The sequence below is a fragment of the uncultured Bifidobacterium sp. genome (assembly GCF_945269915.1).
GTDB lineage: Bacteria > Actinomycetota > Actinomycetes > Actinomycetales > Bifidobacteriaceae > Bombiscardovia > Bombiscardovia indica.
The window spans coordinates 64,854-82,651 of the sequence record NZ_CALYOY010000004.1; the positions used below are offsets into that span (position 1 = coordinate 64,854).

The 17,798-nt window shown below is 63.4% G+C and carries 10 protein-coding genes; 7 read left to right on the plus strand and 3 right to left on the minus strand.

What is annotated here, in order from left to right; genetic code table 11:
- Positions 1–6: 6 nt before the first annotated feature.
- Both Q0K62_RS01590 and Q0K62_RS01595 read right to left on the minus strand, forming a co-directional pair.
- Positions 7–717 carry a histidine phosphatase family protein gene (locus tag Q0K62_RS01590; protein WP_297316233.1) on the minus strand — a complete coding sequence of 237 codons (711 nt, stop codon included), beginning with the start codon at positions 715–717 and terminating at the stop codon, positions 7–9.
- Positions 718–837: 120 nt separating this feature from the next.
- Positions 838–1,617: a nitroreductase family protein gene (locus tag Q0K62_RS01595; protein ID WP_297316234.1), complete on the minus strand. Its 780-nt coding sequence runs from the start codon at positions 1,615–1,617 to the stop codon at positions 838–840.
- Between the two features lie 181 nt (positions 1,618–1,798).
- Here Q0K62_RS01595 and ppgK point away from each other — a divergent pair, with 181 nt between their 5' ends.
- The 4 genes from ppgK (at position 1,799) to Q0K62_RS01615 (ending at position 7,638) form a co-directional block, all read left to right on the plus strand.
- Positions 1,799–2,569 (plus strand): polyphosphate--glucose phosphotransferase, encoded by a 771-nt coding sequence (gene ppgK, locus Q0K62_RS01600; protein ID WP_297316235.1) that lies wholly within the window; start codon positions 1,799–1,801, stop codon positions 2,567–2,569.
- 68 nt (positions 2,570–2,637) lie between these two features.
- A complete protein-coding gene (locus tag Q0K62_RS01605; RefSeq protein ID WP_297316236.1) occupies positions 2,638–3,810 on the plus strand; it encodes a pyridoxal phosphate-dependent aminotransferase in 1,173 nt (390 codons plus the stop codon).
- Positions 3,811–3,939: 129 nt separating this feature from the next.
- Positions 3,940–5,310, plus strand: a complete 1,371-nt coding sequence (locus Q0K62_RS01610) for an MFS transporter (RefSeq protein ID WP_297316237.1) — start codon at positions 3,940–3,942, stop codon at positions 5,308–5,310.
- A gap of 72 nt (positions 5,311–5,382) precedes the next feature.
- Positions 5,383–7,638: an exo-alpha-(1->6)-L-arabinopyranosidase gene (locus Q0K62_RS01615; RefSeq protein WP_297316238.1), complete on the plus strand. Its 2,256-nt coding sequence runs from the start codon at positions 5,383–5,385 to the stop codon at positions 7,636–7,638.
- 173 nt (positions 7,639–7,811) lie between these two features.
- On the opposite strand, the gene Q0K62_RS01620 is transcribed toward Q0K62_RS01615, so the two are convergent.
- A complete protein-coding gene (locus Q0K62_RS01620; RefSeq protein ID WP_297316239.1) occupies positions 7,812–10,088 on the minus strand; it encodes a hypothetical protein in 2,277 nt (758 codons plus the stop codon).
- 77 nt (positions 10,089–10,165) lie between these two features.
- On the opposite strand from Q0K62_RS01620, the gene Q0K62_RS01625 reads away from it, so the two are divergent.
- The 3 genes from Q0K62_RS01625 to Q0K62_RS01635 all read left to right on the plus strand — a co-directional run bounded on the left by Q0K62_RS01625 (position 10,166) and on the right by Q0K62_RS01635 (position 17,533).
- On the plus strand, positions 10,166–13,684 hold the full coding sequence (locus Q0K62_RS01625; RefSeq protein WP_297316240.1) for a tetratricopeptide repeat protein: 3,519 nt from the start codon (positions 10,166–10,168) through the stop codon (positions 13,682–13,684).
- Positions 13,677–16,262, plus strand: coding sequence for an NAD-dependent DNA ligase LigA (ligA, locus tag Q0K62_RS01630; protein ID WP_297316241.1), 2,586 nt, complete (start codon positions 13,677–13,679; stop codon positions 16,260–16,262). The genes Q0K62_RS01625 and ligA overlap by 8 nt, the downstream gene beginning before the upstream one ends.
- 125 nt (positions 16,263–16,387) lie before the next feature.
- Positions 16,388–17,533 (plus strand): P-loop NTPase, encoded by a 1,146-nt coding sequence (locus Q0K62_RS01635; protein ID WP_297316242.1) that lies wholly within the window; start codon positions 16,388–16,390, stop codon positions 17,531–17,533.
- Positions 17,534–17,798 lie beyond the last annotated feature (265 nt).

The window sequence follows — 17,798 nt, forward strand, 5'->3', positions numbered from 1 at the left end:
CAAGGACTAGCGCTCGGCTCCGGCAAGGAAGTACTCCATGGAGGCCAGTGGGCCGTCCAGGCTGAACCTGCCATCGGCATAGGTGACCTTGGTGACCGCGGTGTTGTCCATGTCCGGGACGTCGATATCATCGCCCATGGTGACCAGGAACTGTTGGAGGCACATGCCGGAGCTGACCACCAGCACCTCTCCGCCACCAAGGGTGACGGCGTTTTCGGCGATCTTGGTCAGGACCCTCATCATGCGAACACGAACCTGTTCGGTGGTTTCGGCCCGGTCCTCGGAGGCCAGGTCGGTGCCCAAGGGGTTCTCCAGGTCCAATTCATGGAAGGCGTCCTGCATGGCGGCGGAAATCAACCGGCCTGTGGCCTGACGCACCTGGTCATGGTTCTCATAACCCATATGGGAGCAGACGGCCTTGATGGTCTCGGCCTCGTCACGGCCCTCAAAGCTGCCGAAGTTGTCCTCACGCAGATCGGGATCCACTTGGATGGGGAGATCCCCCTGTCCTGAAGCGTCAAGGGCCTCACGGGCGGTGTCATACTGACGGGTCAGGTTGCCGCACCAGGCGGAAACGAAGCGGATACCCCGAAGACCCCGGCCGAATTGTCGGACGTCCTCCCTGCCTTCCCCGGTCAGTGGGAAGTCGGACCAGCCCTGCATCAGGTGCATGCGGTTGGCTGTGGTCCTGCCGTGACGGGTCAGGAAAAGGGTCACCCTCCTCGGGGGGTTCTGGTGATGTTCGATTCTTGTTGAAAATGCGCCATTGGTCATGGTTCATCACCCTACACGAGCCCCTTACCAGGGCTTCCAATCCGGGGCGTGGAGCCGGGAGGATCAGGACCTGATGAAGTGGCCTCCGTCGCCCCAGACCCAGGTCCCGCCTCCGGCGCCGATCTGGAAGTTCATCTTGGCGATGCCCAGGTCGATGATGGAGCCCGTCTCCGAGTTCTTGTCCAGGCTGGCGGCGGCATCGCCGGTCTTCCGGTCCAAGGTGAAGAGGACGGGCTGGCCGTTCATGGCCGAGGGGGCCTTGGCTGCCGCGGCTAACCCGGCCTTGAACCAGTCGGGGGCCGCCTCCCTGTCGTCCTCGCTCATGGGGGCGGTCAGTTCGTCATAGGATTTGGACGGCCTGTGCTCTGCCTGACGCCGGCAGAGCTGGTCGAATTCCTGGTTGCCGTAGTTGGCCTCTGAAGCAGAGTAGCCGATGGTGATGCCCAGATATAGGGCCTGGCTTGGCGTGACGCGACAGTGCCTTTGGGCGGCCTCCCTGTTCCAACTGCCGGCCACCCAACCGGTCCCCAGTCCGTACAGGGTGGCGGTCAGGACCAGGCGTTGGCCATAGAAGCCGGCTTTTTCCATACTTTCCGGGTCATCCTTGGGGCCAACCAGGGCCAGGTAGTTGGCCGCATTGGACAGGTGACCCGACGTGTTGCCGGCCTCGAAAACATCAGGTTTCCCGGTTACCAGCTGGATGTCCAATCCGCTCAGCATATTGATGGCGTTCAGAGTGCTGGAGAGCTGGCGGATGGTGCCAGGGGCCATGGGGGAGGGGTCGTAGTGACGGGTGGTGATGCGCACATTCAGTGCGTCGATGAGTTGGGTATGTTCGGTCATGGTGTCATTATCCCACCCGTGGATGAACAAGACGAGTAGACGAGGGCCGGTGGTCCTGCCCACCAGCCTCCGCCTTCCTGACCGACCCGGTCGAATCAGGGAGAATCCGGCCATGCCATGGGGTACAATTCCTACGTGCCGGTTCGTCATCAACTATGTAGTCAGCACCGAAGGAGCAGCAATGATTGATACAGCGCAGGCTTTTGGAGTGGATATCGGTGGATCCGGCATCAAGGCTGCCCCGGTCGATCTGACCATCGGCGACTTTGCCGAGCCCCGGAAGAAAATCCTCACTCCCGAGCATTCCACCCCCGAGGCGGTGGGCGCCGTGGTCAAGCAGCTCCTCGACCGGTTCGAGGTTTCCGATGATGTTCCCGTGGGCGTGGCCTTCCCGGCCCCGGTCAAGCCCGACCGGCCCCTGAGTTTCATGGCCAACCTGGACCAGGCCTGGGTGGGGACCAACGTTCAGGACGTTCTTTCCGATGCCTGCGGAAGGCCCGTCAGCGTGGTCAACGACGCGGATGCGGCCGGACTGGCAGAGGTCCAGTACGGTGCAGCCAAGGGGCAGAAGGGACTGGTCATCGCCACCACCCTGGGCACCGGTATCGGTACGGCCCTCATCTACAACGGGGTGCTCATTCCCAACAGTGAGCTGGGCCACCTGATCCTGGACGGAAAGGACGCCGAGAAGTATGCCGCCTCCTCGGTCCGTGACCGGAAGAAGCTCAGCTACAAGAAGTGGGCCGGTCGCCTGACCAAGTACTACCGGCTGCTCGAGCATTATTTCAGTCCCGACTTCTTCGTCGTGGGTGGTGGCGTGAGCAGGATGAGCGAGAAGTTCCTGCCCCACATCAAGATCGATACCCCCATCGTGGCCGCCAAGCTGCGCAACCAGGCCGGCATCGTCGGCGCTGCCTACCAGGCCGACCTCCAGCAGAAGCACCTCGGGTGAGTCTGAACCGGTCCTTGGCGCATGGGCATTGAACCGGGTACGGCCAGGAATCCGAACAGGAGGGCAGGATGTTTTCCCATCGTATCGGTTCCGAACAGCCCAACCGTATAGCCCGAGCCCAGGCAGAGGCCCTGGACCGGGGAATCAGGTTAGGAAGATTGAACGACTCCAATCCGACCAGATTCGGATTGGGGCCGGAATCTCTGCCTGGTATCTATGGTGCCGAACCGCAAGGCCCCATCCAGGCCCGACGGTCTTTGGCCGCCTTCCTGACGGAGCGCAACCGTGCAGGAGGGTCGTCGGCCCTTGTGGGCCCTGATGATCTCTACTTACTCTCGTCCACCTCACAGGCCTACTCATGGTTGATGAAGCTGCTGTGTGATCCAGGTGACATCATTCTGGAACCCCGCCCTGGCTATCCTCTGATCGAGTCCATCGCCGGTCTGGAATCAGTCCGTGCTTTTCCCTATGGATTGGAGTATGACGGTTCCTGGTTCCTGGATCTGGCGACCATCCGGGAGGCCCTCGAAGAGCCGGAAGCAGACAGGATCCGTGCTCTGGTCCTGATTAATCCCAATAATCCCACCGGATCCTATCTGCATCCTGTGGAGCGGCAGGAGGTGATGGATCTCTGCGCAAGGCACGATATCGCCATCATCGCCGATGAGGTATTCTTCGATTATCCGCTGGACCCGCTACCGGGTAGGAAGAGGTTGGCAGGTGACAATGAGGTGTTGACCTTCGGTCTGGATGGTTTTTCCAAGATCCTTGCCGCACCTCAGGCAAAGGTTGGCTGGATCCAGGTCTCCGGGCCCGCCCCCCAGGTCCTTGAGGCCAGACGACGTCTGGATCTGATTGCCGACGATTACCTGCCCATGAGTCAGATCATCGCAGATGGCATTTCCTCCATGCTTCAGGAAGTGCCCGGACAGACAGCCAGGGTCGCTGCCAGGATACGAGAGAATCTGACCGTCCTCAAGACGATGCTGGCAGAGGAGAGCGCCTGCGTCTCCTGTCTGCGGGCCGAGGCCGGATGGAATACCCTCCTGAGATTTCCGGCCGTGATCGAGGAGGATGATCTGGTCGTTCATCTGATTCGTCGGTATGGGCTCACAGGACAACCGGGATACTTCTTCGACATGCCGACCAACGGGTATCTTGCATTGTCACTCCTGCCCGAACTCCCGGAATTCCAACACAAGGTCAGTGCGTTACTTTCTGCTGTGAACGATTTGATATGATAATCGCCCCGAAATCACTGCCGATTACGGATAAAGTGGGTTTTGGTGTTTGGTTTTCGAAGGGAAGGAAGTTGATTCGGCTCAATGGGGCCATAGTCTGCAGGGTTGCACTACCAAGGAGGGTAGAAGATGGAAAATGATGAACACAAGAGTCAGGCACAGCATGGTGTCGGTTCTCGGATGGATGAGGATATCGCTGTCATGGCCACGGCCGGGGAGGCCTCAGGTGCCGTGACATCCCCGACGATGGATGTTTCCCTCGCCCCCGACAGCGGACGCCGTTTGAACACGACGGAAAAGGTGCGTTTTGCCGTCGGCTTCATCATGGTCTCCCTCCTGTGGGCGGCCCCATTCACGATGGGCTCCGGTGTTCTGCTGCCGCAGATCTTCAACTCCCTGCATGGGGTGAGCGCAGAAACGGCCCTGGGTACGATGAACTCCATCGGCTGTGTCTTCGCTCTGGTGGCCAATATCGTTTTTGGCGCCCTGTCAGACATGTCACGATTCCGGATCGGCAAACGGACGCCGTGGATCGTCCTGGGTGGAATCATCGGGGCGGTTGGATTCCTGGTCGTCACGCAGTCCCACACCCTGTTCATGATCATCTTCGGATGGTGCATCGTCCAGGTGGGCATCAACTGTCTGATTGCGCCCGCAGTTGCTGTCCTCTCGGACAGGATTCCCGAGGCCATCAGAGGCACCTATTCTGCGCTGTACGGTGCCAGCATGATCGTGGGCCAACAGCTCGGTACCATCATCGGCAGCTTCTTCATCAACAAAATCCAGGCGGGCCTGCTGGTGGGCATGGTCATCTTCCTCTTCTCGGGGATCCTGACCGTACTGATCTGGCCCCGGGAGCGCTCGGCTGCCAATACCGTTGTGGAGCGTACCTGGGCTGATGTAGGGAGGTCCTTCGTTCCGCCGACCAGGAACGCTCGCGATTTCTATCTCGCCCTGCTGGGACGGTTCACCTTTGTCATCGGATGCTTCATGATTTCGGGATACCAGTTGTACATCCTGCAGAAGTACTGTCATCTGAGTGATTCCGCAGCTGCCTCCACACTCCAGGTCATGGCTCTCATCTCCGTGGTCACAACCATATTGGCGGCTGTCGTGTCAGGACCACTGTCCGACTTTCTTCAGAGGAGGAAGATCATCGTGGCGGTCAGCTGTGTGGTGATCGCCGTCGGTATGGTCTTCCCCTTCTTCATGCCCAACCCAACAGGCATGTTCATTTATGCGGCCTTGGCGGGTATCGGCAACGGTTGCTACATGTCCGTGGATCAGGCTCTGAATGTCGACGTACTGCCAAATGCCGAGGAGGCCGGCAAAGACCTGGGCATCCTCAACCTGGCCAACACGATCGGCCAGGTCCTGGCCCCTGGTTGCACCACCCTGGTCATCGGCATGTTCGGAGGCTACCGGATGGTTTTCCCCGTGGCCATCGTCTGCCTGTTGGTCGGGACCTTCTTCATCATGATGATTCGCAAGGTCAAGTAACCGAAGCAGCTTGAATCCGTGAAGGGTTCCGCTTGCGTCATGTTTTTCCATAACAGGAAGGAATTACATACCATGAGTCAAAACAGAAACATCAAGGCCGACGAGTTGGACCTCAGGCAGGAGGCGTCCCTGACCTCGGGGTCGGATTCCTGGCACCTGCAGGGGGTGCCAGAACAGGGCTACGAGGGGTACATGATCACCGACGGCCCTTACGGACTGCGCAAGGCAACCGGGTCGGACGTCTACGGATCGGTTCCCGCCACCTGCTTCCCGCCGACCGCCGGACTGGCCTCCTCCTGGAATCCGGACCTGACCTACCGGGTGGGCCAGGCCATGGGCGAGGAGTGCATCCAGGAAGAGGTTGCCGTCATCCTGGGGCCTGGCATCAACATCAAGCGCAGCCCCCTGGGTGGCCGCAACTTCGAGTACTACTCGGAGGATCCGGTCCTGGCCGGGCACCAGGCCGCCGGTCTGGTCGAGGGGGTCCAGTCCAAGGGGGTGGGCACCTCCCTGAAGCACTTCGCCGCCAACAACCAGGAGACCGACCGGCTCAGGGTCAGCTCGGACGTCGACCAGCGCACCCTGCGAGAGATCTACCTGCCTGCCTTCGAGTATGTGGTCAAGCATGCCAAGCCCTGGACCATCATGTGCGCATACAACAAGCTCAACGGGGTCTATGGGTCGGAGAACCGCTGGCTTCTGACCGACGTGCTGCGCGGTGAGTGGGGGTATGAGGGACTGGTCATGTCGGATTGGGGTGCTGTCCACGACAGGGCTGCCGCCCTGCGGGCCGGACTGAATCTGGAGATGCCTCCCTCCGACAGCGACCAGGAGGTGGTTCAGGCCGTCCAGGCGGGGAACCTGGACAAGGACCAGCTGGACAGGATGGCCCAGGGGGTCCTGGACCTGATCGCGAAAGCACGTCCGGCCATGTCGCAGAAGGGCTACCGCTATGATGTGGGGGCCCACAACCAGGTGGCCCGTCAGGCCGCCCAGGAATCCATCGTCATGCTCAAGAACGAGGACGGGGTCCTTCCCCTCTCGGCTGGCGAGAAGATCGCCCTGATCGGTGAATTCGCGCGGACCCCGCGCTACCAGGGTGGTGGCTCCTCCCACATCACCCCCACCAAGGTCACCACGGCCCTGGACTCCTTCAAGGAGACCGGCATGGATGTGGACTTCGCTCCCGGGTTCACCCTGGACGACGCCCCCCAGGATGCCGCGCTGACCGATCAGGCCCTCAAGGCCGCCACCGGTGCCGACAAGGTGGTTCTCTTCCTCGGTCTGCCCGAGGATGCGGAGTCCGAAGGGTTCGACCGGACCAGCATGGACCTGCCCGCAAAGCAGCTCGACCTCCTCAAGGCGGTCGGCCAGGCCAACGACCAGGTGATCGTGGTCCTATCCAATGGATCCGTGGTCTCCGTGACGGACTGGATCCCCCAGGCCAAGGCCGTTCTGGAGTCCTGGCTCCTGGGCCAGGCCGGAGGCCAGGCCGTCGTCGACATCCTGACCGGCCAGGCCAACCCCTCCGGCAGACTGCCCGAGACCATTCCCGAGCACCTGGAGGACAACCCCACGATCACCTCCTTCCCGGGCGAGGAGGGGCACTCCCGCTACGGTGAAGGTGTCTATGTGGGTTACCGCTACTACGACACCTTCAAGAGGCGGGTCGCCTTCCCCTTCGGTTTCGGTCTGTCCTACTCGACCTTCGAGATTTCGGATGTGCGCCTGGAGAAGACCGGCCCCAACGCCGTACAGGTCAGCATGACCGTGGCCAACACCTCCCGTGTCGACGGGGCCCAGACCGTTCAGGTCTATGTGGCTCCCTGCGCCTCCAAGGTGGGTCGTCCTTCGCATGAGCTCAAGGCTTTTGCCAAGGTCTTCCTCAAGGCCGGTCAGTCCCGGGAGGTCAGGATGGACCTGGACCAGCGTGACTTCGCCTACTGGTCGACCGCCATGGACGGGTGGCACGTCGAGGCCGGCACCTACGGGATCGAGGTCGGTACCTCCTCCCGGGACCTGGTGGCCAGGCTGGACGTGGACCTGGACGGGGACGGGCTCTTCATCAGGCTCAACACGGACTCCACCATGGAGGAATGGCGGGAGGACCCCATCGGCGGGCCGATCATGAAGTCCCATGTCGAGGGGGGCAAGGTCCCCATGCCCAACGATCCCAACACGGCCAAGCTCTTCGACAGCATGCCGCTGGTCTCGGTCATCACCATCTCGGGTGGGGACGGACGCCGCGTGGTTGCCGACATGATAACCGACTATCAGCAGGCGCTTGAGCAGAAGGGGCTGATCGGGGCATCCAAGGGCCATGAGTAAGGCAACGGTCTTGCCGGGCTGATTTCCCGACGATTCGGCAAGGGTCGGCGTCCACTGTTCGGATGGTGGGCGCCGACCCTCTTCATTGCTGCTGGCCCGGCTTTCGCCGTTCCGATCCGGTTTGGTCCGCGCACTGTCGATGCCGGTTGCCGAGCCTGATGTCCCTCGGTTGTTTACAGGAGGGTGAACCAGACCTCGATGGTGGTGAACAGCGAGGTCTCGAAGTGGGAGAAGAGGACCAGGGCATATCCCACCATGAGGACCACCGATACCAGGCAGGACAGGACCAGGAGGATTGGCACAGCCCTCTCGGCCTTGCTGCCTCCCTCGTCCGGATCCTTCTGAGGCCGGTCCGGGATTCCCTGGCCGAGCCGGTCACGGGTGGCCAGGACCAGGACCGACACCAGGGCCAGGAGCCAGGCGAAGTCGAGCATGTACCGGTCGGAGAACCCACCCAAATAGGAATCAAGGGCCATGAGTATGAGAGCCAGAGGCAGGGGCACGATGACCAGTCCCGACAGGTTGCGGTCGTTCAGGTCCCGACGCACCCTGGCTGAGCAGAGGAGGGTCAGACAGACCAGGATCACCGGTGCGATGACCAGGAGGCCGCCGATGCCCGGTTCGGTGTAATGCCAGATGCTCAAGGGCGCGGGGGAGTTCTGCAGGTAGGGGAATGCGGTCCTGGTGGTCAGCGGTTGGAAGAGGTAGTAGCCGAAGATCCCTGGCAGGCTGCCCAGATCGGGGTGGTAGTGGGTCAGGTCCACGACGGTCATCTGGTACCTGTTGCCGAAGTTCAGGATGGACCCGAACCGCCAGTGGTTGTACCAGAGCAGTGGGGCTGCCACGATGGGCAGGGGGAGGAGGGCGACCCCCAATATGCCTGCCGGGGTTCCACCCGAGGGCCTGGTTCCCCTGTCCGCGGTCTTCTCAGAACCGTGGCGGAGGGAGCCTGTCATGGCCTTGATTTCCTGGGAGAATATGGGAATGGCCAGGAGCCCGGCCACCAGGAAGGTGGGTCGGCATCCCAGGGTGGCGGCCACGCAGAGCGAACCCAGGAAGATGCGCCATTTCGACAGGTGCCAACCCCGACCCTGATCCCGGGAATCAGGGAGCCAGGTACCCCCGTCCGCCAGGGTCCACATGCGGGTGTGCCCCCCCTCAGCCCGGACCCTCCGCGCTCCCAGCCAGATCCAGAGCCCGGTCATCAGGGTCAGGAGGGCCGCGTCGAAGGGCAGCGTGTAGAAGTTCTTCCTGCACCAGAGATGGGCCATGTTCGATCCGGTCAGGATCGTCACCAGGGCCAGGGCAGTCGTGGCCAGACTGATTCCCGGGAAGTGACGGGCCAGGAGGCGGATGACCATAAGAATCGTCATGACCGTGGCCAGGGTCACCAGGAAGGAGGCCGCCGCAGCCGTGGACAAGGCGTACCCGCCGGGGTGGAAGAGGGAGGTCAGGGCCCGATAGGGCATGAAGATCAGGACGGCGGGGAGGACCCCGAAGTACGAGTACCAGTGCCCCTGCCAATAGACATAGTCCCAGTAGATGGGTTTCTGGTCCTGTGCCAGGAGGGCGTTCCTGGTGGCGATGTCGTAGGGGTTGTGCGCCTGGGCAAGGCCGGGTGCCTGGTCCATGTTCAGCCAGGGTCTGCCCTGGAGGAGGGCCTGGGCAACATGGTCGTACTGGTTGAAGTCATAGACGTAGGAGTTGGGGTGGTGGAAGTCGCCGGGCACGAAGGTCGCCATTTCGTGCAGTATGGACCAGGCGGCCCAGGCCAGGAGGGGGGTCAGGGCCAGGGTCAGGGCCAGCCGTTGTCTCCCGGATTTTGCATCCAACGGTATCCGCCAGAGGCGGGAGCCGGGCAGGAAGGCGGCGATCATGAGGATCAGGGCCACCATGGCAATCAGGCGGACCGGGTTGATGCTCAGGGGAACTTGGACGTCAGGGGTGAAGGTCCCGATGGGCAGACGGGATCCCTCCGGTTCCTGTATCCATAGGCGCAGGGCCGTCAGGGAGGACCCCTCCTGGGTTGGACGGGCCGAGTTGCGCAGGTAGTGCGTCCTGTCCAGCCGGTCCACGACCAGGCCGCTGCCACCTCTGACCCACCCCCTTGGATGGGAGTACCGGGCATCCAGACGGACATGGATTCGTTCTGGGATTTCGTCTGGTTTGTCGCCCCCGGCCGGATTGGACGTCTCCACCCGGATGAACCCTGACCGATGGGAGGGAGAGCCGACCTGGATCCAAGCCCCGGCCGGGTCCGTTACCAGCAGGCCCCCTCCCTGGAGGGCTTTCAGACCCGGTCCCAGCTCAGGATCCGCCTGGGCCTGTCCGGCCCCTATCAGGGAGCCGGCCCCCATGGACTGCCAGTGGGCCAGGTTGAACACACCGAGCTCCATGGTCAGGACCAGGAGGATGCCCAGGCAGAAGGCCAGGCGGCCTGGAGCCCGCATTCGGGGCATGACGGGGGTTCGTATCACCCCTTTATTCTATAAGCGACATGTCTGGATGAATTGGGACAATTGTGAACATGTCCAAGAGCGTGAACAAGTCCGACGGCCTGGGGGATTTTTCGAGGAAGGCACGTTCCCTGTGGTCGGCCCTGGCGGGGAAGGTCGAGGACTTCCTGGACGGGGAAAACCCGGATAACGACCAGCCCTTGAGTGCTACGGTCAGGAAGGCCGCCCGGGCATACGCTCAGAACGGCGGGCGCCCCGACGAAGCCTTCATGCATGATCTCCTGACTTCGAGCAGCCACCAATTGGGACCCATGGTCAAGCGCCACCTTTTCCCCGAGATTCAAGGGGTGCCCGAGGGATTGACCCTGGGATGGGTCCAATGGCCCAGGACCAGGGGGAGGTTCTTCTCGCTCGGGGTCTTTACGGATCGTTCCCACTTCGTCCAGGTTGCCCTGGCCGACGACCACGGTAGGGTCTTCGTCGGTCAGCAGGTGCAGATGGACGTGCAGAACCAGGAACCGGCCTTCATGCTGGGCAGGGAGCAGGAGATATCCCTGCCCTACGGCAGTCGTTTCGGGCGCCGGGAAGGAGATCGGCAGGCCCCTGCCGTCCACGCCCTCCAGGGCGGCATCGTGGGCAGGGACCAGGGGGGAAACCTCTGCTGGTTGGCTTCCTGGCTCCGTTATGACGGTTGCTACACCCTGGAACAACTCCGTCCGCAGCTGCCTCCCGACCTGCGCTTCAATCTGGAATACCGGGATGCGGTGGCCATCTCGTTCTTCACGGCATACCTGCTGCCCCACATCCAGGGGGTCTTCACCGGGTTCGGCTCCGGGAACATCTTCCACCGCCTCAACCGCGAGGCGCCCATGGGGGCCATCCGCCGCAGCGTCCAGGACACGGTTCGGGCCCGTTCCAGCGGGCAGCGTGTATCGGGTCTGGAGGATCTCTTCTCCGATCTGATGCGGGAGGCCGGCGCCCTGAACGAGGTCCCGGGACTTGAGGCCGTCCACGGGGCCGAGCCCCTCCACCTGTATGCCTCCTCCTATTCCGGGGCCTACTTCCTGACCTGGGACAACGGCTTGGAGTTCTCCGCCGCCCTCCGGGCCCTGCAGATCGAGGGGAATCTGAACAGATTCGCCTCCGTCAGCGCCTGGCTGGAGCGTAATGCAAGCCTGGGCATCTATCCCAACGAGGACACGGTGACCAGGGTCCAGGCCGCCCGGCTGGACCAGGCCCTCATGGACGATCCGGCCATTGCGGCCCTGTTGCGGTCGGGTGACCTGGACAGGGACTTCGACCCTGTACACGATGACGGGCGGACGGCCCTGAACGGCATTCTGTCCAAGGCGGCGGCCACCGCCGCCAAGGTCCGCCAGGAGGCTCCGCAGGCCCTTCCGGTCCGGGCCGACCAGGGGGATGGGCAGGTCACCTCCTCGGAGTGGGTCTACCGACAGACCTTCTCCATGCTGATCCGCAGCCTTCGTCTCCCCTTCCGCTTCGATGTGGAGTTCCGTTCCAACCTGGAGGAGGGGCAGGTGGCCATCGCCTTCACATCGGCCGGACGGGCCATGATGCCCACCAGCAGATATGACGATGACAGGCATGCCTGGGTGGATCTGGACGATGACCACAGGGCCGCCATGAGCGCCGACTACAACCTACGGGTGGGTCTGATCATGGCCGCTCTGGCCTTCGGCGTGGACCCCTCCATCCGTCAGGTCAGCCTGCAGATCGATTCCATCGGCCTGGAGGAGGCGGTGGACGAGCAGAACTCCGCCATCCGCGCCATGATGGGCCAGGCCCTGGAGGCCTTCGAGCGGATGCGGTCCGGTGACATGGGGTCCACGGGGTCCAAGGCGGATCCCAAGGATGGCGATGTTCATGGTGACCCCACCCATCCGATCGTCTCCGAGGCCGTGCCCCCCCAGGAGAGGGCCCCTGGAACCCGCGCCCGGGCCGGTGAGGAGCCTCCGGCAGAGGGCGATGAGGTCCAGGAGCCACAGCAGGACCAGGATCATGGGCGGACCTCCGATGATTCCCAGGGCGATAGGCCCATCAACACCGAGGATGAGGGAGAGGTCAACAGGGAGTTCAAGGACCTGATCCAGGGGGTGGACCTGGACGAGACGGCCTTTGCCCGGCCCTCCAGCCAGAACCCCACCCAGGGTTCTGACGGTGACGCCGACACGGCCCCCACGGGTGTCTTGCCTGACCATTCCCGGGATGAGGCCGCCGATCAGAATCCGATGAGCACCCTCCAGAGCAATCCGACGGTCCGCAACCTGGTCACCGTCACCTTCAGCCGGGAACTCTTCCTCTCCCGGATCAGACAGTCGGGCATCACCGACCCCAAGTCCGTCTTCAGCTTCTTCGATGCGGCCATGGAGGTCACCCACGAAGGGGGCCTGGCACCGGTCGATGCGGATTTCGACATGCGGGACGAGCGGTTCTCGCCACGGGCCTCCCAGGAGGAACCCGAATTCTCCGAAACCACCTTCACCCCCCAGGCGGCCCAGGTCCTCGGGGTCGACCATGCCGTGGGCCTGTCCATCCAGCGGGCCGACCTCCTGCAGCGGGCCCTGGGGCTCTTCCACGAGCTCAGTGGCAACCAGCACATGTCCTCGGCCGTCAAGGCCCAGGAGGCCACGCGGATCATCAAGGAGATCGCCGATCCGGAGCTGGACCAGCTGGCCCCTCTGGTGGCCTCCGCCATGATCGACGAGACCAAGGTTCCCGACTTCGATTTCGCCCTCTCCTCCCGGCTCGACAAGGAGAGGATCCAGGCCAGGGATCTCCTCTTCTCCGGAGCCACCTCCCAGGCCATCCAGGTGGAGCAGGCCGCCATCGACCGGATGGATGCCTTCTTCTCGACCGGCAACCGCGTGCCGCGCTACTTCAACTCCTATGCGGAACGTGTGGTCTACAACCGGCTTTTCGCCACGCCGGGGGAGCAGACCCTCCTGATTCCGGACAACCTCTTCTATGCCCACCTGGAGATAGCCGATGTCCTCTCCCAGCTCAAGGAGGACCAGGCCGCCCTGCAGCATCTGAACGCCATGGTGGCATATGCCCCCGCGTATCCGCTCTCCCACCTGAAACTGGCCGTCCTCCTGGCCAACCGGGAGGACTGGGACTCGGCCCGGGCAGCCACCTTGAACGCCCTGCGGGTGGCCCTGGACAGGGATGACGCCTCCTTCGCCTACTACCGCCTGGCCTATGCCTCATGGATGCGTGATGAGTTCGACGTGGCTGCGGCCGCCTATATCATGAGCGAGCACATCAGTCCCGACAGGATCCCGGCCCTGAAGGGGGAGCTGGCCGAGCTGAGGGGCCGGGCGCACTCCCAGTGCATGGTCCTGCCGGAGGATTTCGACTCGGCCCGCGCGGTCCTGGCCGAACACGGCCTGCCGGTCTGGCCCCATACCGAGGTCGCCGCCATCGTGCGCGATGCGGCACGGGTCTGCGTGGATGGAGGCATGTTCGTCCCGGCCCGGACCCTGTCAATGGCGGCCGCGAGGATGAACGATGACGATAATGAAGGTGTTGACGTGGTACAGGCACAATTCATGAGGTCACTCAATGCATGACGAAGAAGACGAACAGACAGCCGGCGGCAGGCAGGAGGGGGCCGCGGCCGAAGAACGACCGGCGATAGGCAGCGACCGTTGGATATCATCCCTCCGACCGGATGACGCCGATGCCATGCGGCTGGGTGAACTGGATACCGCCTCCCTGAGCGCCGAGCAGGCCCAGCGTCTTTGGTCCAGGTTGGCCGCCTGGGTGGAGTCCGACCAGATCGCCTACTACATCGACGATGCCCCCGTCTCCTCCGATGCGGCCTATGATGCCAGGATTCGCTGCCTCCAGGAGCTGGAATCGAGCTTCCCGAGCCTGGACACCCCCCAGTCACCCACCCACCGGGTCGGCGGGACCTTCTCCAACGACTTCACCTCCGTGCGCCACCCCTCCCAGATGCTCAGCCTGGATGACGTCTTCAGCATCGCCGAGCTCCGGCAATGGTACGACGGGCTCCGTAAGGATCTGGACTGGCCCGAGGGCAAGCCCCTTCCCATGACCAGTGAGGTCAAGATCGACGGTCTGGCCCTCAACCTCCTCTACCACAACGGGGTACTGGAGCAGGGGCTGACCAGGGGTGACGGGGTGACCGGCGAGGACATCACCCTGAATGTCAGGACCATCCAGACCATCCCGCAGAACCTGTCGGGTCCGGCCAGGGACATCCCCGAATTCGTGGAGGTCCGCGGTGAGGTCTTCATGCGGTTCGACGACTTCAATGCCCTGAACGAACAGCAGGAGAAGGAGGGCAAGGCCCCCTTCGCCAATCCGCGCAATGCCGCCGCCGGCTCCCTCAGGCAGAAGGATCCACGTATCACGGCCAGCCGCCGGTTGAGCTTCTACGCCCATGGTCTGGGTTCCCTGCGGTGGGGGTCGGCCCATCCCAAGGGGTCCCACGACGAGGTCATCGACCAGTCCCAGGCGTATGACCTCTACCAGCAGTGGGGGATTCCGGTCTCCCCCCACAACAGGGTCGTCACCTCCTTCGATCAGATCCTGGACATGATCGACCACTATGGCCAGCACCGCAACGACATCGAGCACGCCCTGGACGGGATCGTGGTCAAGCTCCAGGACAGGGACCTGCAACGCAGGCTGGGTGCCACCTCCCGTGCCCCCCGTTGGGCCATCGCCTACAAGTACCCGCCCGAGGAGGTCAACACCCGGCTCCTGGACATCACCGTCCAGGTGGGCAGGACCGGGCGTATCACCCCCGTGGCCATCCTGACCCCGGTCACCGTGGCCGGATCCACGGTCTCACGCACCACCCTCCACAACGCCTCGGAGGTCAAGCGCAAGGGCATCCTGATCGGCGACACGGTCGTGGTCCGCAAGGCTGGCGACGTGATTCCCGAGCTGGTGGGCCCCGTCATGGAGGCCCGGAAGGGTCGGGAAAAGGACCTGAAACCCTTCGTCATGCCCCAGACCTGCCCCAGCTGCGGTGCCCGCCTGGCCCCGGCCAAGGAGGGGGACGTGGACATCCGCTGTCCCAACGTGGAATCCTGCCCGGCCCAGCTGACCGAGCGGGTCATCCACATGGCCTCCCGGAAGGCCCTGGATATCGAGCATCTGGGGGAGCAGAGCGCCATAGCCCTGACCAATCCCGACGAGAACCGTCCCGACTCGGTCGACGTCTACGCCCCCGGCCTGCGTGAGGTCCTGGTGGACCAGGGGGGCCAGGCGGCCCCCTACCAACCGGCCCCCGACCTTGAGCTGCCGCCCCGGCAGGATCCCGTCCTGACCAGCGAGGCCGGCCTCTTCGATCTGAAGGTGGAGGACCTGCGTCATGTCTACGTCTGGCGCGAGGTTCCCCTGATGGAGCAGACGGAGGTCGAGGGCAGGGAGGGCCGCACCACCACGAAGCGCCGGGCCGGTGGCAGCGGCCTCTGGTACCGGGTGCCCGCCTTCTACAACCTTCCCAAGGGTGACCAGGCCGCCCAGGGCGACCGGGCCATGAACAACCATGAGGCCCAGGCCCAGGACGCGGCCCTGGGCAAGGTCGACGCCGAACCCTCCAGGAACACCCTGCAGATGCTCCAGGAGATCGACAAGGCCAGGCATGCCGACCTGTGGAGGGTCCTGGTGGCCCTGTCCATACGGCACCTCGGGCCGACCTCGGCCCGGGCCATCGCCACCCGTTTCCCGTCGCTGGATGCCGTTGAGCATGCCGGGGTGGAGGAGCTCTCCGAACTGGACGGGGTGGGCCCTGAGATCGCCTCCTCGATAGCCGACTGGTTCGCCGGTGCCCGCCGGCCGGGTGACTGGCGCGGCAGGATCCTGGATGCCTGGCAGGCAGATGGCGTGGGCTCCCACGTGGAGCGCAGCACCAAGCCCCAGACCCTGAAGGGGATGACCGTCGTGGTCACCGGCAGCCTGGAGGACTTCTCCCGGGATTCGGCCAAGGAGGCCATCGTCGAGCGCGGGGGCAAGGCCTCAGGGTCGGTCAGCAAGAAGACCACCTATGTGGTCATTGGTGCCAATCCGGGATCCAAGGCCGAGAAGGCCGAGAGCCTGGGTCTGCCCATCCTGGACGAGGCGGCCTTCCATCGTCTTCTGGACACGGGAAATCCTGAGGGGCAGGGCGAGTAGAACAAGGATTGAACCGGCTCTTCGCAATATCCGACCAGTCCCGGTCTGGAAGTGCGCACTGGTATCAGGCTATGGTGGGCGGCATGGTTCAAGAGCAGTCTGGAATGGAAAACGGTGGTAGTGCGGTGGACGACCAAACGGATTGGGAGGATTTCCCCCGTCGGATCAAGGGCGAGGTCTTCGAGCGCCTGAGCAAGGTGATCGATCCGGAGCTGGGCCGGTCCATAACCGACCTGGGCATGATCACCGACATCGTCGTGGTGCCGCGTCGGGACAACGCCGATGCCGACTATGACGTGACGGTCAGGGTGGAGCTGACCATCAAGGGGTGTCCGCTCTCCCAGACCATCACCAATCAGATCAACGGGGCGGTCTCGTCCTACCCCCGGGCCCGGCTGAGTTCGCACATCGATGTGTCGTCCATGAGCGAGGAGAAGCTGAACAACCTGGTTGCCGATCTGAAGGCCGCCAGGCGAAGCAACCCCTTCAACAGGCCCGGTGTCAAGACCCGCATCTTCGCCATCGCCTCGGGCAAGGGGGGAGTGGGCAAGTCGTCGGTCACCGTCAACCTGGCGGCCACCCTGGCCGCACTGGGCTATGACACGGCCGTGATCGATGCGGACATATACGGGTTCTCCCTTCCGGGTCTGTTCGGGGTGGACACCCAGCCCACGAACCTGAACGGGATGCTGATGCCGGTGACCTCCTGGGGGGTCAAACTGATCTCCATCGGCATGTTCGCCGGGGCCGACCGGGCCATCCTCTGGAGGGGGCCCCGCCTGCAGCGTTCCCTGGAACAGTTCCTAGCGGACGTATGGTGGGGCGATCCTGACGTCCTCCTGCTCGATCTTGCGCCGGGCACCGGAGACATGGCCCTGTCGGTGGCCCAGGCCCTGCCCAACAGTGAGCTGGTGGTGGTCACCACCCCCCAGCCCTCCGCATCCGACGTGGCCGTCCGTTCCGGCCTGGTGGCACTCCAGATCCCGACCCGGGTCCGTGGCGTGGTGGAGAACATGTCCTGGTATGAGCACAAAGGCGAGCGTCTGCACATCTTCGGGGAGGGGGGCGGTCAGCGTGTCTCCGACCAGCTGACCGAGGCCCTGGGGTACCAGGTGCCCCTCCTGGAGCAACTTCCCCTCCAGCCGGAGGTGCGCACGGTAGGGGAGTCGGGACGGCCTGTGGTCCTCAAGGAGGACGGGTCCCTGGACGGGTCTGACCTGTCCAGGAGGTTCGTGAACCTGGCCAGGTCACTCATGGGTGGCGGTGTGTAATCGGTCTGGCCGACTTCCCGGCAGGTATCGGGGTGATGCGGCCGGCAGGTCCTCATGCTCGAATATTGGGCACTCGGGAGTGGTGAGAATTTCTTATTATCCCTGAATTTGAGCTGAAAATGACCACCTCTCAGAAAACGTCCAGTTTGCTTAAAGCAAATTCCAGTCCCTTCTCATATAGCGTCGGAACCTGCCGAATACGGGCAGCGGATCCTACCGAAAGGGACCTGATTTGTACATCATCACCAATGCAATGAAGAATATC

Coding starts and splice junctions, on each gene's coding strand:
- Q0K62_RS01595 (WP_297316234.1), bottom strand. CDS start 1,617: ATGACCGAACATACCCAACTCATCGACGCACTGAATGTGCGCATCACC.
- ligA (WP_297316241.1), top strand. CDS start 13,677: ATGCATGACGAAGAAGACGAACAGACAGCCGGCGGCAGGCAGGAGGGG.
- Q0K62_RS01605 (WP_297316236.1), top strand. CDS start 2,638: ATGTTTTCCCATCGTATCGGTTCCGAACAGCCCAACCGTATAGCCCGA.
- Q0K62_RS01615 (WP_297316238.1), top strand. CDS start 5,383: ATGAGTCAAAACAGAAACATCAAGGCCGACGAGTTGGACCTCAGGCAG.
- Q0K62_RS01625 (WP_297316240.1), top strand. CDS start 10,166: ATGTCCAAGAGCGTGAACAAGTCCGACGGCCTGGGGGATTTTTCGAGG.
- Q0K62_RS01610 (WP_297316237.1), top strand. CDS start 3,940: ATGGAAAATGATGAACACAAGAGTCAGGCACAGCATGGTGTCGGTTCT.
- ppgK (WP_297316235.1), top strand. CDS start 1,799: ATGATTGATACAGCGCAGGCTTTTGGAGTGGATATCGGTGGATCCGGC.
- Q0K62_RS01620 (WP_297316239.1), bottom strand. CDS start 10,088: ATGCGGGCTCCAGGCCGCCTGGCCTTCTGCCTGGGCATCCTCCTGGTC.